Below are 23,009 nucleotides of genomic sequence, written 5' to 3'. Positions count from 1 at the left end.
CGCCCCTAGACTGAAGCCGAATTCAGTGACGCGCATCCATGCGCAGGGAGCAAAAAATGAAGAAGATGATGCTTGGTGCAGCGATTGGTGTGGCGATGCTGGCGGCTTCCGCAGCGGCTTCGGCGCATGTCGATGTCGCCGTCGGTCTCGGGGTGCCGGGTGTGATCGTACCCGCTCAGCCTGTGTACGCTGCCCCCGCCCCCGTTGCCGTCGGCTATGGCTACGGCGACGACTGGCGCGCGCGTCGCGAATGGCGCGAGCATGAGTGGCGTGAACGCGAATGGCGCCGTCACGAAGCGTGGCGTGAGCATGAGTGGCACGAGCGTCGACGCGAACGCTGGGGTTATTGATCGTCTCGTCCGATCGCGCGTTGTGTCGTTGAATGCGTGATCTTCCCTCGCCTCGCTATAGCCGGAATGAACCGGTTATCGCGAGGCGATGTCGTTCCTGCTGTATCACGCGCCCGGCTTCCACGGCCACGCAGGATACAAACCGCCGTTGCTCTCGACGCTCTCGCGCTGCGGATCGCTGCCTTCATTGGCACGTTCGATATCGGCATTGCCTGCGCGTGGATCGGGTTCATCGGATGCCTGCGCCGTGTCGGCCGCCTGTGCAGGTTCTTCCGTGAACGGCAGCCCATCGCCGAACCATTCGACCTCATGCTTCATCGCATCGACATAGGTGCGCCAGCCGGCGCGATCGTCCGCGAACAGATGGTCGTGGACGGCGAGCGCGAGGCGCATGTAGTCCACCTGCTCTTCGAGCAGCAGCGCAGGCCATTGCGCAAACGATACGCTCGCGCGTTTCGCAAACTCCGCCGCCTTCATCTTCGGCGAGACGGCCTTGAGCCATGCGTGTGCGGCCAGTTCCGGATGGGCGTCCAGCAGATGATGCACAGTGTGATGTTTTGCGTCGGCGGCGAGCGCCGTGGAGAGGGTGTGCAGCGCGTCGCCGAGATGCAGCAGCAACGCGCGTCGTTCAAAAGCGTCTTTCATCGAAGCATGTCCGTGCGTGAGGCCGACGCGCCATACTGAACGGCGCGCGGCGTGAAGCAAAAATCGCGGCGCGCTATGAGCGTACGCCGAAAAAGCCCTGCCACAGCGAATCGAACAGACCCGCACTGCGCGGTTCCTGCGCAGGCTTGTCCTGTTTCGTAGCTGCGGGCTGAGATTGCGAAGGCGCGTCTTCTGCAACAGGTTCGCGTGATGACGCAGCCGTGGCGACAGGGTCTGCAGCATCGGCCTCAGCCGGATGGGCGGATTCACCTGCCTGTGCCGCGCGCCGCGACTGCTGCAAAGCCCACACGCTATCGGCGATGCGCTGCGCCACGTCCGCATCGCAATCGCGTCCGAGCAGCACGCCGAACAGTACGTCGCGGTTATGGCCTTCGTCGGCATAGCGCATTGCCACGCCGACCATCTGCGTGTACTTTGCCTCGGCTTCGGCCTTGGCCTTGCGCGCCCGCGCCGCCTCGACTTCGCGTTGACGCCTTTCGAGCGCCTCGTACTGGCGCATCTCCTGCGCGTAGACAGCGTCGTAGACCTTGCGCTGATTGTCGTCGGAGAGGATCGCGTACGCGTCCTTGATCTCCTGGAAGGCCGCGCGTGCGACCTCTTCCTGTCCGGCGTTGCGGTCCGGATGCCACTTCATCGCGGCCTTCCGGTACGCCCGTTTGATCTCTTCCGGGGTGGCGTCTTGAGACACGCCAAGCTTCGCGTAAAGGGTTGCCATGTCGCGTTGAGTCTCGCTTGCAGACGGTTGCAGATGACGGTCGCGTTCATCGTAGCACGGCGCTCCGCGTCGCTCGAACGACGCTGGTCCGACAAAAAGCGCGGACACGCCCGCGCTTTTCGGGCACCGTTTTTGCGACGGCCATGGGATGCGCGCGTACCGCGCACGAGCGAGCGGCCATGACGAAAGACACCATCCAGCACGAACGACATCCTGACACGACCGATCGTGCCACGCCGCCCGATCACCCGGAAAAAGCCGGCGCGGAATCACCGCATCTCGATGCGGGCGAGAAGGACCAGGCCGCGCAACATACGGCGCCGCATGCGTTGATGTTGCACGAGATCGTGCGCGAAGAAGGCGAAGCGGCACTGGAGCGCACTGTCATGGCGCTCGTGTGGTCGTCGCTCGCGGCGGGACTGTCGATGGGATTTTCGTTTCTCACGACAGCCGTCCTCCAGGCCGGCCTGCCCGATACGTCGTGGCGCCATCTCGTGTCGAGCTTCGGCTACACGACGGGCTTCGTGCTCGTCATCATGGGGCGTCAGCAGCTTTTCAGCGAAAGCACGCTGACTGTCGTGCTGCCCGTGCTGACGCGACGCGATCTCGACTGCCTGCTGAAGGCGCTGCGGCTGTGGGTCGTCGTGCTGTTCTGCAATCTGCTCAGTTCGTGGGCTTTCGCCGCGATGCTGCGCCTGCCCGGCGTGTTCGACACGGAAGTCGTCGATGCGCTCGACGAGACGGCGCGCGCCGCCGTCGGTCCCGTCAATACCTTTCCCACCTTCATACGCGCCGTGCTCGGCGGATGGCTGATCGCACTGATGGTGTGGCTGCTGCCGAGCGCGCGTTCCGCGCGTCTCTTGACCGTGGTGTTGATCACGTGGGTCGTCGCGGTGGCGAAGCTGTCGCACATCATCGCGGGATCGACGGAAGTGGCGTATGCCGTGCTGGCGGGCGACGCGTCGTTCGCCGACTACTTCGGCCGCTTCCTGCTGCCGACGCTCGCGGGCAACGTGGTGGGCGGCATGTCGCTCGTCGCGCTGCTGAACCACGCGGCCATCGCGCCGGAAATCAGTGAGCGGCGCTGATCGCAGCGTACGCTGCACCGCGCCCGTTCATGCGGCACGGGTCTGAGCGCGTTTTCATCGATGACGGTTGCTCATACGAATGTGCGCTTGCGCACACAGCGCGCCGCGCGTGGGGCACGCCGTCACAATTCGGACATACATGTCCCGCAGTATCGGTCCCCGGAAATAAAAAGTAAGAAACCTTGCGTCCGGCCGCTCACCTGCTTTCTTTTTTCGTACGCGCCCGGCGCCGCCTTCATCGCATTGCTCCCGCATTTCTCCTTTTTCAAAGGGACATTCCTGTGCTGCGCTCATCGCTCTTCACCCGCACCATGATCGGTGCCATCGCCTCGCTTGCGGCCCTCGCCGCTGCGCCCGCCGCTCACGCTACTGTCGATCTGATCGCCATCGGCAAGCTCGACGGCAATCTGCCCGACAAGTCGAAAGAGACGTCGGGCAAGCTCGAAAACGGCGCGCCGGGCAACCTGCTCGGCGGTCTCGGCTCGGGCATCGGCTACGCGGGTTGCCATACGTTCCTCGCCGTGCCCGATCGCGGCCCGAACGCGATCTCGTACAACAAGGCGATCGACGACACCGCGTCGTACATCAACCGCTTCCAGACGCTGCGCCTGCACCTGAAGGACGCGCCGAAGGGTGCGGCGCTGCCGTTCACGCTGACGCCGAAGCTCGTCGACACGACGCTGCTGCATACGTCCGACCGCCTCGTCTACGGCACGGGCTCCGCGTATGGCGTGCCGAACGGCGCGCCGAAGCTCAACCGCGATAACCACACGAACTACTTCACGGGCCGCTCGGACAACTTCGATCCGACGCATCTGTCGACCTATCCGCTCGACGGCCGCTTCGATCCCGAAAGCATCCGCATCGCGAACGACGGCGACAGCGTGTTCATTTCCGACGAATACGGCCCTTACGTCTATCGCTTCGACCGCAAGAGCGGCCGCCGCATTGCGACGTACAAGCTGCCCGACACGTTCGCCGTGTCGACGCTCTCGCCTGTCGGCGACACCGAGATCAGCATCAACACGTCGGGCCGCGTCGCGAACAAGGGCATGGAAGGTCTCGCAATCTCGCCCGACGGCACTACGCTGTTCGGCGCGATGCAAAGCCCGCTCATCCAGGACGGCGGCACGGACGGCCCGTACACGCGCATCGTGAAGATCGACATTCGCACGGGCCGCACGACGCAGTACGCGTATCCGCTGACGAACATCGGCTCGGCGTCCAAGCCGAAGTACCCGACGATCAGCGACGTGCTGGCCATCAACGATCATGAACTGCTCGTCGACGAACGCGACGGCAAGGGGCTCGGCGACAACTCGACGGCTGTGTTCAAGCAGCTCAACCGCATCGACCTGACGGGTGCGCAGGACGTGAGCCAGGCAAGCGGCGCAAGCGGCCTTGCGCCGTTTGCAGTGAAGAAGACGTTGTTCCTCGATATCGTCGCGGCATTGACGGCCTACGGCTACAGCGCGAACGACATTCCCGCGAAGCTCGAAGGCATCGCGTTCGGTCCGGACGTGACGGTGCACGGCGTGAAGAAACACACGCTCTACGTCGCGAACGACAACGACTTCATCGCGACCGTCACCGACTCGAACCATCCGGCAGGCATCGCGAATCCGAACCAGTTCTTCGTGTTCGCGATCGACACGTCGGATCTGCCCGACTATGTCGCGCAGCGCCTGCCGGGTGTGTCGAAGAACGGCCGCGATCACGATCATGACGACGTGTGCGGCCGCGATGACGACGATCACGATCACGATCATGATGGTCACGGTCACTGACATCGTGCATTGAGTTCCTGGGTCCCCGATCAACAGTGACGGGACGACGTAACGGGCCGGCCGCGGCAATCCGCGGACCGGCTCTTTTTTTGGGGCTGATTTCGGCTGATAGCCCGGCTGCGCTTCGGCACGCGCAGCGCCTGCACGCGTCGCTTCACGCGTATAGAATCGACGCATGAAGAAGCCCGTGTCCCCCGCCGCGCGTCCCCATACGCCACTGGCCGGCATCATCGAGCCCGAGCTGCCGCTGCACGCGCCGAGCATGGCATCCGTCGCGCTGGCCATGTCGATCGCGCTGATTGCGTGGCTAGCGTTTGCCGCGCAGACGGACATCACCGTGCACCGCATGCTGTCGCGCGGCTTTGGCGTGCTCGATGGCATCGAGCGGCTCACCAGCTATCTGACCAATCTGACCATCTTCGTCTGCGCGCTGTGCTTCACCAGCGTCGCCTGCTTCACGCGCCGCGGCCCGCCGCTCGTGCGCTTTTTCCGGCAACCCACGGTCGTGACGGCCGTGACCTGCTATATCGTGTTCGTCGGCGTCGCCTACAACCTTCTGCTGCGCCATCTGTGGACGCCGTCGGGCTGGCGCATGGTGCTCAACGAAAGCCTTCACACCGTCGTGCCGCTGCTCGCCGCGCTCTACTGGCTGCTGTTCGTGCCGCGCTTTCATCTGACGCTGCGCCATCTGCTGGGGTGGCTCGTGTTCCCGCTCGGCTATCTGGCGCTGACCCTGTTGCGCGGCGCGCTGTCGGACTTCTATCCCTATCCGTTCATCGACGTCGGTGAGCTTGGCTACGAACGCGCGCTACTCAACGCGAGCCTGCTCGTGCTTGCCTTCGTGCTGCTGATGGCCGTGTTCGCTGCGATCAATCAGCGCCGGCCGATGCCGTCCTTCCCATCCGCCTCACCGCCTCGCCCACGAGAGACCGATCATGACAACAACCCGGCGTGAGTTCATCGTCGCGGGCCTCGGCTCCGCCGTCGGCCTGTGCGCAGTGCTCGCCACGAGCCGCGACGCACGCGCCGACGACAAGCTGAGCGAAAGCGATCCCGCAGCGCAAGCAGTCGGCTACGTGAGCGTCGCGGCGAAAGTCGACAAGGCGCGCTTTCCGGCCTACCAGGCGGGACAGACCTGCAACAACTGCTCGCTGTTCCAGGGCAACCCGACGGATGCATGGGGCGGCTGCACGCTGTTCGGGACGAAGCAGGTGGCGGCCGGCGGCTGGTGCAGTTCTTACACGAACATGTAACGCGCCTCGCGGGCTCGATGTTCGGTTAGTATTCGCGGGTATCTGCATGCGGCAGTGTCGTCGATGGTGTTGCGCCGTCGCGGCTCCATAACAATCGCCCGAGAGATGCCAACGTTCGCCACGTCCAGCCGGCTGCCGCTTCCTGATCCACGCTCCCCTTCGCGGCGACGCTTTGCAGCGTCCATCGTCGTGTGGCGTCTGCTTGCCCTCGCCTGTCTGCTCGTCATTGCGTCGCCATCCCGTGCACAAGGCTCCGTCACGCTCTACGGGCTGATCGACACCAGCATCGAAGTGACCAATCCCGGCAGCGGCTACGTCGCGCGCATGGACTCGGGCGCGTATCGCGGCACGCGCTTCGGCCTGCACGGCAGCGAGCCGCTCGGCGATGGCAACAGCCTCGTCTTCACGCTGGAGAACGGTTTCGATTCGGCAGGCGGCGCGTTCTCGGTGCCGGGCAGCATCTTCAACCGGCAGGCGTGGATCGGTGCACACGGCGCATGGGGCGAGTTGCGCGCCGGCCGTCAGTATTCGCCTCTCTACATCCCGTTCAAGGGGCAGCTCGACGCTTTCGGCGCCGGCACGATCGCATCCGGCCTGAACAACCTGTCGAAGATCACGCCCTATACCGACAATGCGTTCGCCTATCTGTCGCCGACCATTGCCGGCTTCAGCGCCACGGGTATGGTCGCGCTGCGCGATCCGGGTGACGGCAACGGCATCGGCGGCTACTACGTGACGGCCGAATGGGCGCTCGGCGGCATGAAACTGCTCTACGCGCACCAGCAGACACATGGCGACGGCGCGTTGCGCGCGAACTTCGCGGGCGCGTCGTACCAGTGGGGCGCGCTCACGGGCTTCGTTGCGTACTTCAACGGCGACGGCGGGACGCCGCGCTATCACGACGACGGCCTCTCCGTGTCCGCCCTATGGCAGATCACGCCGCAAGCAAGTGCATCCGTCGGCTATGCGCACGCGCGTGACCGCAGCGGCGGCGACAACGATGCCGACCAGTTCAGCATCGCGTTCGACTATCAGGTGTCGAAGGCACTGTTGCTCTATCTCAGCGCCGCCGACCTCGAAAACCGCGGACAGGCGACCTTCACGCTGCGCGGCGTGAACGTGACGGGCATCCCCGTCGCTTATCCGGGGGCACCCGTTCGGGGCATACAGATCGGGATGATCGAACGGTTCTAGCACGATGCACTATCGTGCGCGTTGAACTGTCGTGCAGGCGTCGGTGTCCCGACGCATGCATCAAGATGCGCGGATGGATGGCACATGCATTGCGGACTCCGTCGTTGTATCAAACTGCATGCGAGAGATCCTCACGATGAACCAAACCGTGTTTCCCGTGTTTTCTATTTCACCGACTCGCATTGGCACTCGCCTGCATACGCCGATGCCACCCGAAGTCGAACCCGATCCAGCGCCGCCGCCCGACGACGATCCCGCCCCGGACCCGAGTTCGCCGCCCATTCCAGGACGTGAGCCGGATCGCGCGCCGCCCAGCCAGGAGCCGCCCGCAGGCGATCCACCCGAACGTGCGCCGCCTATGCATGCGGTGCACCTCCGCCTGCCACTCGCACGGGCGTCATAAGCCGTGCTTGCCCGTCAAAGCTGGGAATCGAGCAGCGCGACCACGCGATCGACGAGTTTCCTGGTCCAGGGGCGTCTGTTCCAGTCGTCGAGCGTGATGCGTTTGGACTTCGCGAGATCGTCGGCGAAGATCTGCGTCTGACGGCGTGCAAATGCGGCGTCGTAGATATTGAGGTTGGCTTCGTCGTTCAGCTTGAACGAGCGCGAATCGAAATTGGTCGAGCCGACCGACACCAGGTATTCGTCGACCACGAGCAGCTTGACGTGGAACATCGTCGGTTGGTACTCGAACATCTGCACGCCTGCTTCGAGCAGCGGCCCCCAGCATGCGCGAGACGCCTCGCGCACGGTATGCGTATCGATGTGCTTGCCGGGCGTGAGTATCCGCACGTCGACGCCCCGCTTCGCTGCTTCGATGATCGCGTTGATCGTCAGCTTGTCGGGCACGAAATAGGCGCTTGCAAGATGGATCGAACGCGTCGCGGCCGTGATCGCCATCAGATACATCAACTGCATGTCGTCGCTGCCGCCCGACGGTGAACTGCTGAACATGTGCGCGAGACCGTCGCCCACTTCATCCGCCTCAGGAAAATAGTTGGGCCCATGCAATACATTGCCCGTCGCCTTGATCCAGTTGTCCATGAAGACGGCCTGCATATGTCCGACCACGGGGCCCCTCACGCGAAAATGCGAGTCGCGCCAGTGCTTGTCGTCCTGTGCATGTCCTGTCCATTCCTGCGCGATGCCGACGCCGCCCGTGAAGCCGATTCGTCCGTCGATCACCAGCAGCTTCCGATGCGTGCGATCGTTCATGCGGCCAAGTCCCGTCCAGTGCGGCTTGTGGTACTGGATGACTTCAGCACCTGCAGTTTTGAGCATCTCGAGGTAGCGCCGATCCATCTTCTGCGATCCGACCCAGTCGAGCAGCACATGCACTGCGACTCCTGAGCGCGCCTTTTCAGATAAAGCGCTGGCGAACTGCTCGCCGATCGCGCCGGACCAGTAGATGAACGTTTCGAAGGTGATGGTTTTCTGCGCGCTCGCAATGCCTTCGAGCATCGACGGAAAAATTTCGTCGCCGTTGAGGAGCACGTCGAAACAGTTGCCGGATGTGACGGGCGGGCCCAGCAGCAGACCCATCGAGCGGATGAACTGGGGATCGTCGCTGCCGTAGCGGCGCTCGATCTTGTGCTCGATCTTCTTTTCGCCCGTCGACAGATTGGCGATCGCGAGCACGACGACGAGCGTGACGACGGCCGTGAGCAGGATCGTCAGCATGCGCCGCGTTCAGCGGGGGGAAGGAGCCGAAGCGCGCCTCGCCGCGTGGCCACGGCGAGGCGCGTCCGGTCGGTGAGGTTACCAGTCGGGATTGTTGACTTCCTGACGGTAGCCATAGGCGGTATTGACGAGCCGATGCGGGCGGCCGCCTGCCTGCATCACCTCGCGCCAGCCGCTCAGCGTCGCGAGCGAATCCGTGTGCAGAACGGCGTACGGCTTGCCCGCGATGTCGTCGCCTGCGGCCGTACCGGGAATGAACTCGATTGCAGTGTCGTCGGCGATCAGCATGCGCATGTCCGTCTGCAGGATCTGCATTTCATACCGGGTGGTGGGCGTCATGGCGCGGCTCCTGAATGCATCGGAATTGTTCTAGACCGTGCAGTCCGAACCAGCATGATGAACGGGCTGCGACGACGGTTTTCGATGGAACGGGGCAACGTGTCACCAGGACAGACGAAGCCCAGCCGCTTGATTGAAAGCAAGCGGCATTCCAGATGCATGTTCGAGACGGGACGCGGCTCAGGCGGGATGACCAGTTGGCGCGTTGAAAAAAAGGCGAACGGAAGGAGTGAAAATTACGCGACGCTGCTCGCTGGCCTGCGCCGAGAGACGCGCCAGCTTCGTATGCCGTTCGGTATCGAGGAGTCAGTCGATGGGCAACTGATCGCAGGCGTTGGTAGCCGTCGACGCGCAGATGAACGAGTAGTCGCCGCTCCAGCGTACGGCGGCGGCGCTCGCGTGCACGGCATCCTGGAAACCGGGCGACGTTTCCCAGGCGATATAGCCGGAACACATCACGGCGGACATTACAACCAGCGAAAACGCAATTTTTTCAAAGATCTGAAAACGGGGCGACATGGCAATCTCTTCCTTTAAGCCGCTATTTTATCTCAATACTAGGGTTTGTACCTAGGTCGAATTGCGGCTTTGCAACATGCCAGTGCGGAAATGCACGCTCGGGTGCGTGCCGCCAGGCGTGGAAAAGAAGCGATGCTGAGAGAAAGGCTCGAAAATCGGGCAAATCTGGCGATGAAACAGTGCGTGCCTTGCGCGCATTGGCGCAGGGTCGAGGCTTGCAGAAGATGGTCAGGCGCGTCTGCCCGCAGTGGGTCAAACGGCGCCTGCTGAAGGGTTATCGATCAGGCATAAGGCGTTTCGGACTGGCGCATGCGCCCCGGTTCCGTCGGCTGCGCACGGGACGTTTCCGTCGTCTTGCAGCCCGCCTCTTCCAGGACGGCCCGCGCACGATCACGCATATCGTCGGCGGCGAGCTGGGCATCCGCCCCGCTGACCCAGACGGCCACACGCACCGCCGCGCCACCGCCGCGCTGGTAATCCGCTGCCGTCACGACAGGCGCGAGCGTCGCGCCCGCCAGCACACGCGGGTCGCCGGCGACCATCTTCTTGAGCGCCTCGATGGCGCAGGCGACGTCCTTGCGCTGCGCAATGTCCACCTTCACCTCGACGCGCTGCGTGCCGCCGCTGCTGTAGTTGATGACGGGATTGCTCCAGATCTGACTGTTCGGCACGAAAACGTCATTACCGTCACTGCGTTCGATGCGCGTCGTGAAGAGCCCCACTTCGCGCACGATGCCTGCCGTCGCGCCGGAGCCTTCGATCACGTCGCCAGCCCGGAACGGCCTTAGCATCAGCAACATAATGCCGGCTGCAATATTCTGCAGCGTCCCCTGGAGCGCAAGGCCGATGGCGAGACCGGCCGCGCCGAGCACGGCCAGCACGCTCGCCGTCGCGACGCCGACTTCGCTGAGCGCGGCGAACAGCACCAGCACACGCACGGTCCATGTGCCGATCGCGTTGATCATCGGCGCGAGCGTCGGGTCCGCGTGCGTACGCGACATCGCCTTCGACAGCAGCGCGCCGAGCCGGTTGGATAGCCACCATCCGACGATCAGGATCAGTATCGCCACGCCCGCATGCATCAGGTCATGCGTGAGCGTTACGAGCAGCGACGGCTGGAGGTGAAACATACGGGCGAGCAGATCATCCATGGTTCATATCGGTAGTTTGAAAAGGTGCAGCGCAACGTCGCCGTAACGGCAAGTAACGAGTCATGCCGGACACGTTCGGGTACGGCGCGGCAAGCACAGCCGACTTGCTCTACACTGGCGGCCCGAACGAAGCCTCGACAGAACCCGCGGTTCCGTTGAGCTATTGCCCGACAATGCGCGTGCAAATGCGGTGCCTGAGGGCAGGCGCGCATGCGCGACGCAAATCGCGCCCGTTATATGGGACGATGATCCCTCTATCGATGAAAACACCACCCGCCGACACCAGCGAACAGGTCAGCCCCACCAACGACCCGACCGCCCAGGCCACCCCCGACGCATTCGACAAACTCGTCGGCGAAGCCGAGCGAGAACCCGAAATCAGTCTGCCTCGACAGACGCCGTTCCAGCGCTTCTGGTGTACGCGTGTGCTGTCGTCGCTGTCGTTCCAGATGCTCGCCGTCGCGATGGGCTGGCACATCTATGCGCTCACCCACAGCGCATTCGCGCTCGGCCTCGTCGGCCTCGCGCAGTTCCTGCCGATGTTCGTGCTGACGCTCGTGGTCGGCCAGGTCGCGGACCGCTATGACCGGCGACGCATCGCGTCGATCTGCCAGGGGCTCGAATGCGTGGCCGCGGCGCTGTTCGCGTGGGGCACCTTCGGCGGCTGGATCAGCGCGCCCGTGATCTACGTGCTCGCTGCCTGCGTCGGCGCGGCGCGCGCGTTCGAATCGCCCGCGGTCGCGTCGCTGCTGCCCGGCGTCGTGCCGCGCGCCCAACTCTCGCAGGCAACGGCGTGGGCCACCTCCGCGAACCAGGCCGCGCAGATCGGCGGGCCGGCGCTAGGCGGTCTGCTCTACGGCATCGGGCCGGGCGCGGCGTATCTCGCATGCACGCTGTCGTTCGCGCTGGCGTCGGCTGCCGTCAGCACGATCCCGCTGCGCACGAAGCCCGTGCCGCGCGCGCCCGTCACGCTCGAATCGGTGTTCTCGGGCGTGCGTTTCATCCGCAGCCAGCCGGTGATTCTCGGCGCGCTGTCGCTCGATCTTTTCGCGGTGCTGTTCGGCGGCGCGACCGCGTTGCTGCCGATCTTCGCGCGCGACGTGCTGCATGCCGGGCCGCTCGGTCTCGGCCTGCTGCGGTCCGCATCGGCCGTCGGCGCGCTTGGCGGCACGATCTGGCTGGCGCATTTCCCGTTACGCAAGCGGCCCGGCGCGGCGATGTTCGGCGGCGTGATCGCGTTCGGCATGGCGACGCTCGTGTTCGGACTGTCGCATTCGTTCATCGTGTCGCTGCTCGCGCTGATGGCGCTCGGCGCATCGGATGTGATCAGCGTGGTCGTGCGGCTGTCGCTCGTGCAATTGCGCACGCCCGACGAGATGCTCGGTCGCGTCAGCGCCGTCAATTCGCTGTTCATCGGCACGTCGAATCAGCTCGGCGAGTTCGAGTCGGGCGTGACGGCGGGCTGGTGGGGCGCGCAAACAGCCGTGCTCGTCGGCGGATGCGCGACGATCGCGATCGCGCTGCTATGGATGAAGCTGTTTCCGGAATTGCACCGCACGCGCTCCCTCGAACGCGAAGAGCAGCATGAAGTGACGGCGTGACGCTTCTCCTGTGATCGACGCGCCGCGTCAGCCAGGCGCCTCGGGCATGCGTGCACGATCAGGCGCGTTCATTGCAAAGCTCTGGACAGATCGGCTGCGAACGCACGCTCCGCAGCCATCCATGCCAAGGAGACGCACATGCACCCGAGCCGACACGCCCGTCGCATTCATCCAATCCATGGAATCTTCGCCATCACCGCGCTCGCAGCCGCGACGCTGATGCCGCTATCAGCGCGCGCCGACGACGCGCCCAGCCCTTGCACGGCGCTCAAGCGCATCGTCGCGGCCGCGCCCACGGGCTTTTCTCAACTGACGCCGGAGGACGGCAAAGGCATCGCGCAGCCCTATGGCGACGACGCGCATTGCGGCGCGGCCAAAGGCAGCTACGAATGCTCATGGACGCCGAGCGGCGGCGCAGGATCGAGCACGACGGCGTTGCAGGCCGTCGCGGCGGACATCGCTTCGTGCCTGCCCGACGCGACGCATGACGTGAATTCGCCTGCGCGTCAGCACTTCTATATCGGTCCGCGCGAAAGGCGCACGCAGATCACCGCGATGCCCGCCGGCGCGAACAAGGTGAAGCTGGTCGTCTCGGGTAAGTAGCGAGAAAGCCGCCGAAACCGCGCAGTCGCCCCGCCGCTATTCGACCCGATACCAGACCCGGATACCCGAGTACCAGTGGCTCACGCTCGTATCGTCGCCGGAACCGAACGTCGACAGGCTTTCGACGTTGATCACGTCGACGTTGTGCTCCGCAAGCCACGCGTTCGCCCGCTCGACGAGCGCGGCGGCGTTCTCGTACACGTGTCCGCGGATCATGTGGCGTTGCAAGACCTGGCGTTCGAAATCCTGAAACGCGATTTTGCTCATAATTGTCTCCGTCGGCTGTTTTTAATGGTTGGCGCCTGTCGATGAGTCTATCAATGGCGGGACGGGAGCGGCAATTGCTCGATCATCGACAGGTCTTGTCAGGAGGGAGCGTCTCATGAGCAGCGAAAAGCAGCAAAAGGCAGCCACAACCAGCCCGGGCGGCGACATCGAACACCCGAAGCACCCGGTCCATAGCGATAACGAAAACAGCAAGATGCCCGAGCGTGACGACGAAAGCCGCAAGCAGTCGCCAGCGGATCGACCCGGCAAGAAACCCGGCGAAGGTGAGCCTCCCGTCGGCTGAGCGGGACTGGACAGCGGCTGATTCAAACTGCGCGCAAGCGCGGTCATTTGTGGCAAGAAATACGGCGGTCTGCACATTTTGCAGGGCCGCCGTATTTTTTTCGGCGCGGCGTGCGCATTGTGTGCCGTTCGACCCGACGCGCCCCGCATTTTTTACTGAATTATTTCTGGTTATTTTTCTGCCCCCTTCATCTACCTTTCCGCTTGCAGCGAAAGATTTCGTAATGTGAAGCGTTCGCTGCCATCCGTTTAATGGAGCGAGCGGAAAACAATGACGACATCCTGCAAGGTTTCCATTTGCGTCCCGACATGCAATCGGCCTGAGCTGATCGTCGAATGTCTGGACTCGTGTCTGGCTCAGACACATACCAACATCGAAATCCTGATCGGCGACGATTCGAGCGACAGCCGTACGCAAGCGCTGATCGAAACGCGCTATGCGCACGACGCGCGCGTGCGCTATGTGAAGAACGAGCCATCGCTCGGCCAGGCGCGCAACGTTGCGAGCCTTTTTGCGCGCGCGAGCGGCGACAAGATCGCATTGATTCACGACGACGACTACTTCGCCAACGACGGCATCGCGAGTTTGCTGGAACTATGGCAGCAGCATCCGCAACTCGAAGTCGCATTCGCAGACCAGTATGAAGTGGATGCGCAAGGCAACGTCGATACGTCGAAAAGCGCGGAGCTGAACGCCGACTTCCATCGCACCGCGCTCGCGCAAGGCTTGCAGAAGCAGCCGGGGCGCACGGGTCTCGTGCAGATGTTCCCGAACAACGGCTGGATGGCGAACGCGGATCTCGTCAAACGGATCAGCTATCGCGACGATGTCGGCATGTGCTGCGATTACGTGTTCGGCTCGGAGTTGTGCCTGGCCGCTTCGCAGGTGTATTACCTGCATCGCTATGTGTCGTACTACCGCAAGACCGATGTGTCGATTTCGCACAGCACGCGCGGCTCGACTTTCGCGGCTTCGCTGACGGCCTTCGAGTTCGTGACGGCACTCGAACTCGACGCATCGCTCGAACCTGCCCGGCGTCTCGCGTTGCGAAGGCTCGCGCCTATCGTCGTGTCGTTGTACGCGAAGAACGATGCACCGCTTGCGGCGCTACGTGTGGCCTTCGAGCATCCGTATGCGTACGCCTACGGTTTCGACGCACGCTTCTACTATCACCTGTCGCTGATCGCGCGCGCGTTCATCACCATGAAGTGGCGTGGGCTGCCGCCTTCGGCGCCGCGCTTTCCTTGAGTACCTTTCCCGACATCGCGCAGAATTAAAAAGCGGCTCTTTGAAAGAGCCGCTTTTTGCGTTTCAGCGTTGGCGTTGCAAAGCCGGACGCATCACGGCTCGTTACGCAGGTAGCCTACCTTCGACGGATCGCGCATACGGAACGACACGAGGCCGGCAATCGCGCACAGCACGGTCACGTACCAGTAGAACATCGATTCGCTGCCCGCCTGCTTGAGCCACAGCGCGACGTATTCCGCCGAGCCGCCGAAGATTGCATTGGCAACGGCATACGACAGGCCGACGCCGAGCGCGCGCACTTCCGGCGGGAACATCTCGGCCTTGATGAGGCCGCTGATCGACGTATAGAAACTCACGATGGCCAGCGCGATCACCACCAGCACGAACGCCATCACAGGGCTTGTCACGTCCTTCAGTGCGTGCAGCAACGGCACCGTGCCGATCGTCGCAAAGAAGCCGAACAGCAGCATCGACTGACGGCGGCCGATGCGATCCGACAGCGCGCCGAACGCAGGCTGCATGATCATGTACACGAAGAGCGCCGCCGTCATCACGTTGCTGGCTGTCTTGGCATGCATGCCTGCCGTGTTGACGAGGTACTTCTGCATGTAGGTCGTGAACGTGTAGAAAATCAGCGAGCCGCCTGCCGTGAAGCCGAGCACCGTGAAGAACGCGCCCTTGTGCTGCCACATGCCGCGCAGCGTGCCCGCTTCCTTGCGCTGACGCGTCTCGGCCGTGGTTGTTTCATCGAGCGAGCGGCGCAGGTACAGCGCGACCAGCGCGGCAAGCGCACCGACCACGAACGGAACGCGCCAGCCCCAGGCCTTCAGTTCTTCCGTCGTCAGCAGTTGCTGCAGGATCACGAGCACCAGAAGCGCGAACAGCTGGCCACCGATCAGCGTCACGTACTGGAACGACGCGAAGAAACCGCGGCGGCCCTTCAGGGCGACTTCACTCATGTAGGTTGCGCTGGTGCCGTACTCGCCGCCCACCGACAAACCCTGGAACAGGCGCGCAACAAGCAGCAACGCGGGAGCGAGCGCGCCGATCTGTGCATAGGTCGGCAGCATGGCGATCACGAGCGAGCCGCCGCACATCATGAACACCGACACCATCATCGCGAAGCGGCGCCCGCGTTTGTCGGCGAGGCGTCCGAAGAACCAGCCGCCGATCGGGCGCATCAGGAAGCCCGCGGCGAACACGCCTGCTGTATTCAGCAGTTGCGCTGTGGTATCGCCTTTCGGAAAGAACGCCGGCGCGAAGTACAGCGCGCAAAACGAGTAGACGTAGAAATCGAACCACTCGACGAGATTGCCCGACGAAGCGCCGACGATCGCGAAGATGCGGCGCCGGGTGTCGGAGGGAGTGAAGATGGTCGTGTCGGTCATGCTGGTCGGTCCCTTCTGAAGGTTTTTAGCGGTCGACGCCGCTTTGTGCTTTCTATTGCTGCCGCCGGAATTGCAGACAGGTTTCGGGCTGGTTGCAAGTGGGTTGCAGCGCGCCTGCGAGATTGTATAGATATGTAAGGTTGGGCGCGGTCGGTATCTTAACGGATATCAGGAGCGGGCCGCATGTGGATGCGGTTTGGTTTGGTTTTTGGTTTTGGTTTGGTTTGCTCGGGATTTCGTTGGCATCCGCGTTTTGTTTTCGTGCTTCAAGCGTCGCCCCTGTGCGGGGCGGCACCTACTTTTCTTTGCCGCCGCAAAGAAAAGTAGGCAAAAGAAAGCGGCTCACACCGCCAGCCCGTGTTCTCATCCACGGGCCCCCAACGTCCCCACACGTCACACGATAACGCGTTGTTCATTGCCCGTTGCCAACGCTTCGAATGAACGCCTCACCCGCCTCGCATACCCGTACCTGGGCCTACGGCAGCGAACGGTATGTGCCGCCCAGGTGGCAAACTGTGTGTAGGTTGTCGCGTCGTTAAGGGTAGCGCTCTTGCAGGGTGGAACGCGTGCGCTATCGGTCCGGAGTGAGGCGTGTGATGCACTACGGCCGACACACAGTTTGCCGCCTGGGCGGCCGTGGAAGGTCTGGCGCGGCATGCTGGAATGCGGGAGCAGATGCAGGTGAGGCGCACTGCGAGAGCGCTGGCAACGAACGTGGGTCACGTGGTTACCGTTTGAAGTGTAAGAACCTGTGGGGGCCCTCAGGCAGTAACAAGGATTGGTGGTGTGAGCCGCTTTCTTTTGCCTACTTTTCTTTGCGGCGGCAAAGAAAAGTAGGTGCCGCCCCGCACAGGGGCGACGCTTGAAGCACCAATAACAAATCGCGGATGCCAGCAAAAACAAAAGCAAGCCGGCAGAGCCACAAAGCCAGTAAAGAAAAGAAAAAACCGGACTAAACCCGCACCGCAGGTGCCGTATATCGACACTCGTAGCGTTTCCTCACCGTACCATTTTCATCGACGCTCTCGAGATACACATCAAACTGCCACAACCTGGCCATGTGCTTGAGCACTTCATCGCTATCCCCGGAAAGGTGCCGGTTATCGCTCATGAAATGGCGCAATGTGAGACTGCGGTCACCGCGCGTATTGACCGAATACACCTGAATATTCGGCTCGCGATGATGCATATCGTACTGCCGCGACAATGCCTGCCGCACATACCGATAGCCACTGTCATCGTGAATCGCGGAAACTTCGAGCGCATCGCGCATATCATCGTCGAGCACCGAGAAAAGCCGCATTTCACGGATCAGATGGGGCGACAGATACTGCGCGACGAAGCTCTCGTCCTTGAAGTTACGCATGGCGTAATGCAGCGCCTGCAGCCACGGACTACCCGCGAGATCCGGAAACCACTTGCGGTCCTCTTCCGTGGGGTTCTCGCAGATGCGCCGGATGTCGCTCATCATCGAAAAGCCAAGCGCATACGGATTGATGCCGCTGTAATACGGCTTTGTCACGGGCGGCTGATACACGACGTTGCTGTGCGAATGGAGAAACTCCATCATGAAGCCGTCTTCGAGCTTGCCCTCGTTGTACATCGTGTTGAGCAGCGTGTAGTGCCAGAACGTGGCCCAACCTTCGTTCATCACCTGCGTCTGACGCTGCGGATAGAAGTACTGGCCGATCTTCCGCACGATACGGATGACTTCACGCTCCCACGGTTCGAGCAGCGGTGCGTTCTTCTCCGCGAAATACAGCAGGTTCTCCTGCGGCTCCGGCGGATAACGCTCCTCCACTTCTTCGGGCAAAGGCGTGTGACGATTCGGCAGCGTGCGCCACAGTTCATTCACCTGCGACTGCAGATACGCTTCGCGCTCGCGGCGCGCCGCGAACTCCTTCTGCAGAGACAGCTTCTGCGGACGCTTGTAGCGATCCACGCCGTAGTTCATCAGCGCATGGCACGAGTCGAGCAGTTCCTCGACGCGGTCGAGGCCAAAACGCTCTTCGCACTCCGCGATGTAGTTCTTCGCGTAGACGAGGTAATCGATGATCGCGTGCGCATCCGTCCACAGGCGGAACAGGTAATTCCCCTTGAAGAACGAGTTGTGGCCATAGGCCGCGTGCGCGATGACGAGCGCCTGCATCGTCATCGTGTTCTCTTCCATCAGATACGCGATGCAGGGGTTGGAGTTGATGACGATCTCATACGCGAGGCCCATTTGCCCGCGTCTGTAGCTTTTTTCCGTGGCGAGAAAGTGTTTGCCGAACGACCAGTGCCGGTAATTGACCGGCATGCCGACAGACGCGTACGCGTCCATCATCTGTTCAGCGCTGATAAGCTCGAGCTGGATTGGATAGACATCTAGTTCATATTGCTCCGCAACATGCGCAATATGTGTGTCGTACTCTTCGATCAGCTCGAAGGTCCAGTCGGACGGACACGGCAACGGCCTTCTGTCGGCAACGTTCATACGGACTTCCCTTTGCCCTTTGGTGGGCGCCCCGGTGGGTCCCCGTGCTGCAGCTGCGTCAGGCGCTACGCCTGCTCCGGCATCGGGCGCACGCGCGTCCTGCGCGTGTGCCGTGTTCGCCTCGGCATGCCCGGCCTCACTCTGCTTCGGCACGCCTTTCTTGCGCTCGGGCTCGTACCCTCGCGCCTCGTTGTGCAGGTGGCGAGTCGTCATGCGGCTTCCACCTGCTTTTCAAACAGCTCGCGGAACACGGGATAGATATCCGCAGCCGTCTCAACCTTCTTCATCGCCATATGCGGCTGCGACAGCGCGAGTTGCGCATATTCGAGCCACAGGTTCTGCTCTTCAGGCGTCACCTGAATGTACGCAAAATACCGCACCTTCTCGAGAATGTCATCTGCGAGTATCTTGCGGCACTTCGGCGAGTCGTCCGTCCAGTTGTCGCCGTCCGAAGCCTGCGCGCCGTAAATATTCCATTCAGTCGGCGAGTAGCGTTCGTCGAGAATCTTCTGCATCAGTTCCAGTGCGCTCGACACGACCGTGCCGCCGCTCTCCGTCGAATGGAAGAACGTGTCTTCGTCGACTTCTTCGGCACGCGTATGGTGGCGGATGAACACCACCTCGATCTTCTCGTAGTTACGCTTGAGGAACAGATACAGCAGGATGAAGAAGCGCTTGGCGAGATCCTTGCGCTGCTCGTCCATCGAGCCCGACACATCCATCAGACAAAACATCACGGCCTGGCTCGACGGCTGCGGCTGCTTCACGCGATTCACGTAACGCAGATCGAATGGGTCGATAAATGGAATGCGCCAGATGCGGCCGCGCAGATGATGGATCTCGTCTTCCAGCAGCTTGATGTCTTCGCGACGGTCGGCGGGGTCCGCCTTCATCTCTTCGAGCTGCTTTTCGAGTTCGTGCAGTTCGTTGACGAGCGGCGCGCCGAGCGCGATACGCCGGCCCAATGCGCTGCGCAGCGAACGCACCACATCGATGTTGTTCGGCGTGCCCTCCGCCGCCCAGCCCGCGCGGATGCTCTTCCACGTCGGCACGGCAAGCAGATGGGTTTTGACGAGACGCGGCAGTTCGAGATCGTCGAAGAAGTACTGCATGAACTCTTCGCGGCTCAGTTCGAAGACGAAATCGTCCTGCCCTTCGCCTTCGTTGCTGGCGCTGCCACCGCCGCCGCTACCGCCGCCTCCTTGCGGACGCGGGATCTTGTCGCCGCGGATATAGTCCGCGTTACCCGGGTGCACCATTTCGCGCTTGCCGCCCGGACCATGCCGGAACGACGGCTCAGCGATGTCCTTGCGCGGAATCGTGATGCTCTGGGTGTTTTGAATGTCCTTGATGCTACGGTCGCGCACCGCTTCCGAAACAGCGCGCCGAATGTATCCCTTCACGCGACGCAGAAAGCGTTCGCGATTTGCAATGCTCTTGTTCTTGCCTGCCAGCCTGCGGTCGATGATTTGATGAAGCACATCCAGTCTCCCGCTCCGATTTGGAATACGCGGGGCGCAAGTTGCGCATGCAATCTTATGTCCATGCGGCTCGCGCCTCGCAGGAGGCTCGCGCGAATCGGGTGAAGCGAACCCGTTTGCGCGAGCTTTGCGCTACGCATTTCATGACGACTTGCGCACCCGCAGATACCAGTCGCACAAGAGCCGCACCTGCTTCGGCGTATAGCCCTTGGTGACCATGCGATTGACGAAGTCCTCGTGCTTGCGCTGTTCCTCCGCCGACCCTTTCGCATTGAACGAGATGACGGGCAGAAGTTCTTCCGTATTCGAGAACATCTTCTTTTCGATCACGACGCGCAGCTTTTCATAGCTGATCCACGCGGGATTCTTGCCCCCGTTCGCGGCACGCGCGCGCAACACGAAATTGACGATCTCGTTGCGGAAGTCCTTCGGGTTACTGATGCCGGCAGGCTTCTCGATCTTCTCCAGTTCGGCATTGAGCGCCGCGCGGTCGAAGCTCTCGCCCGTGTCGTGGTCGCGGAACTCCTGGTCCTGAATCCAGAAGTCGGCGTACGTCACATAGCGATCGAAAATGTTCTGCCCATACTCGGAATACGACTCCAGATACGCAGTCTGAATCTCCTTACCGATGAATTCCGCATAACGCGACGCGAGCACGTCCTTGATGAACGACAGATACTTCTGCTCGGTTTCCGGTGGGAACTGCTCGCGCTCGATCTGCTGTTCGAGCACGTACATCAGATGCACCGGGTTCGCCGCGACTTCCGTCGTGTCGAAGTTGAACACGCGCGACAGGATCTTGAACGCAAAGCGGGTGGACACACCCGTCATGCCTTCGTCGACGCCCGCGAAATCGCGATACTCCTGATACGACTTCGCCTTCGGATCGGTGTCCTTCAGGTTCTCGCCGTCATACACCTGCATCTTCGAAAATAGGCTCGAATTCTCGGGCTCCTGCAGGCGCGTGAGCACCGACATCTGCGACATCATCTTCAACGTGCCGGGCGCACAGACCGCATTGGCCAGCGACGAATTGCGCAGCAGCTTCTCGTAGATCTTCATCTCTTCCGAGTAGCGCAGGCAGTACGGCACCTTCACCACGAAGATACGATCGAGCAGTGCTTCGTTGTTGCGGTTGTTGCGGAAAGCCTTCCATTCGGACTCGTTCGAGTGCGCGAGAATGACGCCGTCGAACGGGATCGCTCCGAAGCCTTCCGTGCCCTTGAAGTTGCCTTCCTGGGTTGCCGTGAGCAGCGGGTGCAGCACCTTGATCGGCGCCTTGAACATTTCGACGAATTCGAGCAAGCCCTGGTTAGCGAGGCACAGGCCGCCGGAATAGCTGTATGCGTCCGCATCGTCCTGCGCATATTGCTCGAGCTTGCGGATATCGACCTTGCCGACGAGCGACGAAATATCCTGATTGTTTTCGTCACCAGGCTCGGTCTTCGCAATGCCGATCTGCCGCAGGATGGACGGATAGCGGCGCACCACGCGGAACTTGCGGATATCGCCGTTGTATTCGTGCAGACGCTTGACCGCCCACGGGCTGAGGATGCTCTTCAGGTAGCGGCGCGGTATGCCGTATTGCTCTTCGAGGATGGGACCGTCCTCGTCGTAATCGAATAGCCCGAGGGGCGACTCGTTGACGGGCGAACCCTTGATCGAATAGAACGGCACGCGTTCCATCAGTTGCTTGAGCCGTTCGGCGATCGACGACTTGCCGCCGCCCACCGGGCCCAACAGATAGAGAATCTGCTTCTTTTCTTCGAGCCCCTGGGCAGCATGCCTGAAGTAGGCGACCACCTGCTCGATCACGTCTTCCATTCCGTAGAACTCACGGAACGCGGGGTATACCTTGATGACCTTGTTCGCGAAGATGCGCGAAAGACGCGGATCGTTACGAGTGTCGATCTGTTCCGGTTCCCCAATTGCCGTCAACATGCGTTCGCCGGCTGTGGCGTACGCGGCGGGATTGTCTTTGCAGAGCGCGAGATACTCCTCGAGCGAAAGTTCCTCCTCTCGCGTTTTCTCGAAGCGGGTCGCGAAACTGCTGTAGATATCCATGCTACCTCCTCGCCGAAGTCTGGGACGATGTCGTGCGCGGCGCGCTATCAGGAAACGACATCGCTCGAATTCATCCTAAACCCTTTTAAATTTTTTTTCACGAACTACGTTGTGAAAATCGCGCCACAGCTAGCACTGTCCTACCCCTGCTTGATGACGCAAATTCGGTCACCTACAATCGTTGCCCACACCGCGAGAAACACGACGGGCAGTGCTGCATCGCATCTCGCGTTCCTTCCCCGCACTTCATCTGTCGCATGACATACGAACCATGCGGCATCGCGCGGTTCCCTGCACTTGCCTCTCCTGCACTCGCGTTTCCTGCACTCGCGTTTCCTGCACTTTTACGCACATTCGCAAAAGACCCACATAGCACGCTGTCTGCCTGACCACATTACGTCGACACATTACTTCGTCTTTCATGTACGTGCAGTGCATGTGACTCACTTCCATCGTCGCGATGCTTCGTGCTTCGACAGCGCTGCTGCCGCCGTTTCCGCCATAACGCGCGCATCGGTGCTTGCGACGACAACGCGCTCGCTGTGTTACATGTTTCGCATGTGCGCCAACGCGCATTTCCTGCTGTTCGTCAGCGCGTATGTCATTTCGTTCAACACGATCAGCACAAACCTGCATACGCACCCATGCATGCTTCGGACGTCGCAAGCAATGCGCGACATCAAAATCCATGACGTCGGCAGGGTCGGCATGCACGCTCGTTCATGTCTATATGACGGCCTGCGCAGTGCGTGTCTGAATAGGTGGATGTAGCCAGGTGTTTGCCCGTCTTCGCCTGCGATCGATGGCCAATAGTGCCGGTGCAGGCGGGCATGAG

21 protein-coding genes are annotated in these 23,009 nt (G+C 61.9%); 10 read left to right on the top strand and 11 right to left on the bottom strand.

Annotation, left to right across the window (positions count from 1 at the left end; translation table 11 throughout):
* Positions 1-56 precede the first annotated feature (56 nt).
* Positions 57-350: a hypothetical protein gene (locus PPGU16_RS07200; protein ID WP_180722304.1), complete on the top strand. Its 294-nt coding sequence runs from the start codon at positions 57-59 to the stop codon at positions 348-350.
* Between the two features lie 105 nt (positions 351-455).
* Here the strand turns inward: PPGU16_RS07200 and PPGU16_RS07195 are convergent, their stop codons facing one another.
* Positions 456-995 (bottom strand): hypothetical protein, encoded by a 540-nt coding sequence (locus PPGU16_RS07195; protein WP_180722303.1) that lies wholly within the window; start codon positions 993-995, stop codon positions 456-458.
* A 73-nt stretch (positions 996-1,068) separates the two neighbouring features.
* Positions 1,069-1,731: a J domain-containing protein gene (locus tag PPGU16_RS07190; RefSeq protein ID WP_180722302.1), complete on the bottom strand. Its 663-nt coding sequence runs from the start codon at positions 1,729-1,731 to the stop codon at positions 1,069-1,071.
* 179 nt (positions 1,732-1,910) lie between these two features.
* On the opposite strand from PPGU16_RS07190, the gene PPGU16_RS07185 reads away from it, so the two are divergent.
* The 5 genes from PPGU16_RS07185 to PPGU16_RS07165 all read left to right on the top strand — a co-directional run bounded on the left by PPGU16_RS07185 (position 1,911) and on the right by PPGU16_RS07165 (position 7,053).
* Positions 1,911-2,819 (top strand): formate/nitrite transporter family protein, encoded by a 909-nt coding sequence (locus PPGU16_RS07185; protein WP_180722301.1) that lies wholly within the window; start codon positions 1,911-1,913, stop codon positions 2,817-2,819.
* Positions 2,820-3,100: 281 nt separating this feature from the next.
* Positions 3,101-4,606, top strand: a complete 1,506-nt coding sequence (locus PPGU16_RS07180; RefSeq protein ID WP_434064411.1) for an esterase-like activity of phytase family protein — start codon at positions 3,101-3,103, stop codon at positions 4,604-4,606.
* A 175-nt stretch (positions 4,607-4,781) separates the two neighbouring features.
* The gene (locus PPGU16_RS07175; protein ID WP_180722300.1) at positions 4,782-5,561 is read left to right on the top strand and encodes a Pr6Pr family membrane protein; all 780 of its coding nucleotides are present in this window, start codon (positions 4,782-4,784) and stop codon (positions 5,559-5,561) included.
* On the top strand, positions 5,542-5,859 hold the full coding sequence (locus PPGU16_RS07170; protein ID WP_180722299.1) for a high-potential iron-sulfur protein: 318 nt from the start codon (positions 5,542-5,544) through the stop codon (positions 5,857-5,859). The genes PPGU16_RS07175 and PPGU16_RS07170 overlap by 20 nt, the downstream gene beginning before the upstream one ends.
* A gap of 105 nt (positions 5,860-5,964) precedes the next feature.
* Positions 5,965-7,053, top strand: coding sequence for a porin (locus PPGU16_RS07165; RefSeq protein ID WP_243460576.1), 1,089 nt, complete (start codon positions 5,965-5,967; stop codon positions 7,051-7,053).
* A gap of 417 nt (positions 7,054-7,470) precedes the next feature.
* On the opposite strand, the gene cls is transcribed toward PPGU16_RS07165, so the two are convergent.
* The 4 genes from cls to PPGU16_RS07145 form a co-directional block, all read right to left on the bottom strand.
* On the bottom strand, positions 7,471-8,733 hold the full coding sequence (gene cls / locus PPGU16_RS07160; protein ID WP_180722298.1) for a cardiolipin synthase: 1,263 nt from the start codon (positions 8,731-8,733) through the stop codon (positions 7,471-7,473).
* A gap of 78 nt (positions 8,734-8,811) precedes the next feature.
* Positions 8,812-9,072 (bottom strand): hypothetical protein, encoded by a 261-nt coding sequence (locus tag PPGU16_RS07155; RefSeq protein WP_180722297.1) that lies wholly within the window; start codon positions 9,070-9,072, stop codon positions 8,812-8,814.
* Positions 9,073-9,378: 306 nt separating this feature from the next.
* Positions 9,379-9,591 carry a hypothetical protein gene (locus tag PPGU16_RS07150; RefSeq protein ID WP_180722296.1) on the bottom strand — a complete coding sequence of 71 codons (213 nt, stop codon included), beginning with the start codon at positions 9,589-9,591 and terminating at the stop codon, positions 9,379-9,381.
* Between the two features lie 281 nt (positions 9,592-9,872).
* Entirely contained in the window at positions 9,873-10,742 is an 870-nt protein-coding gene (locus PPGU16_RS07145; RefSeq protein ID WP_180722295.1) for a mechanosensitive ion channel family protein, read from the bottom strand.
* A 260-nt stretch (positions 10,743-11,002) separates the two neighbouring features.
* On the opposite strand from PPGU16_RS07145, the gene PPGU16_RS07140 reads away from it, so the two are divergent.
* The gene (locus tag PPGU16_RS07140; RefSeq protein WP_243460575.1) at positions 11,003-12,343 is read left to right on the top strand and encodes an MFS transporter; all 1,341 of its coding nucleotides are present in this window, start codon (positions 11,003-11,005) and stop codon (positions 12,341-12,343) included.
* Positions 12,344-12,481: 138 nt separating this feature from the next.
* A complete protein-coding gene (locus PPGU16_RS07135; protein WP_180722294.1) occupies positions 12,482-12,946 on the top strand; it encodes a hypothetical protein in 465 nt (154 codons plus the stop codon).
* Between the two features lie 36 nt (positions 12,947-12,982).
* Here PPGU16_RS07135 and PPGU16_RS07130 read toward each other — a convergent pair whose 3' ends face one another.
* On the bottom strand, positions 12,983-13,213 hold the full coding sequence (locus PPGU16_RS07130; RefSeq protein ID WP_180722293.1) for a hypothetical protein: 231 nt from the start codon (positions 13,211-13,213) through the stop codon (positions 12,983-12,985).
* Positions 13,214-13,328: 115 nt separating this feature from the next.
* Between PPGU16_RS07130 and PPGU16_RS07125 the strand changes: the two genes are divergently transcribed.
* Positions 13,329-13,517, top strand: coding sequence for a hypothetical protein (locus PPGU16_RS07125; RefSeq protein ID WP_180722292.1), 189 nt, complete (start codon positions 13,329-13,331; stop codon positions 13,515-13,517).
* Between the two features lie 270 nt (positions 13,518-13,787).
* The gene (locus tag PPGU16_RS07120) at positions 13,788-14,765 is read left to right on the top strand and encodes a glycosyltransferase family 2 protein (RefSeq protein WP_180722291.1); all 978 of its coding nucleotides are present in this window, start codon (positions 13,788-13,790) and stop codon (positions 14,763-14,765) included.
* Positions 14,766-14,857: 92 nt separating this feature from the next.
* Here the strand turns inward: PPGU16_RS07120 and PPGU16_RS07115 are convergent, their stop codons facing one another.
* The 4 genes from PPGU16_RS07115 to PPGU16_RS07100 all read right to left on the bottom strand — a co-directional run bounded on the left by PPGU16_RS07115 (position 14,858) and on the right by PPGU16_RS07100 (position 22,174).
* The gene (locus PPGU16_RS07115; RefSeq protein WP_180722290.1) at positions 14,858-16,153 is read right to left on the bottom strand and encodes an MFS family transporter; all 1,296 of its coding nucleotides are present in this window, start codon (positions 16,151-16,153) and stop codon (positions 14,858-14,860) included.
* 952 nt (positions 16,154-17,105) lie between these two features.
* Complete coding sequence (locus PPGU16_RS07110; RefSeq protein ID WP_060601115.1) at positions 17,106-18,842, bottom strand: SpoVR family protein; 1,737 nt, start codon at positions 18,840-18,842, stop codon at positions 17,106-17,108.
* Positions 18,839-20,110: a YeaH/YhbH family protein gene (locus PPGU16_RS07105; protein ID WP_180722289.1), complete on the bottom strand. Its 1,272-nt coding sequence runs from the start codon at positions 20,108-20,110 to the stop codon at positions 18,839-18,841. Before PPGU16_RS07105 ends, PPGU16_RS07110 begins: the two co-directional genes overlap by 4 nt.
* 141 nt (positions 20,111-20,251) lie before the next feature.
* A complete protein-coding gene (locus PPGU16_RS07100) occupies positions 20,252-22,174 on the bottom strand; it encodes a PrkA family serine protein kinase (RefSeq protein ID WP_180722288.1) in 1,923 nt (640 codons plus the stop codon).
* Positions 22,175-23,009 lie beyond the last annotated feature (835 nt).

This window comes from Paraburkholderia largidicola, from assembly GCF_013426895.1.
In the GTDB taxonomy this organism is placed as follows: domain Bacteria; phylum Pseudomonadota; class Gammaproteobacteria; order Burkholderiales; family Burkholderiaceae; genus Paraburkholderia; species Paraburkholderia largidicola.
The sequence above is the reverse complement of the archived record's forward strand: the minus strand, read 5'-3'. Positions and strand labels throughout refer to the sequence as shown.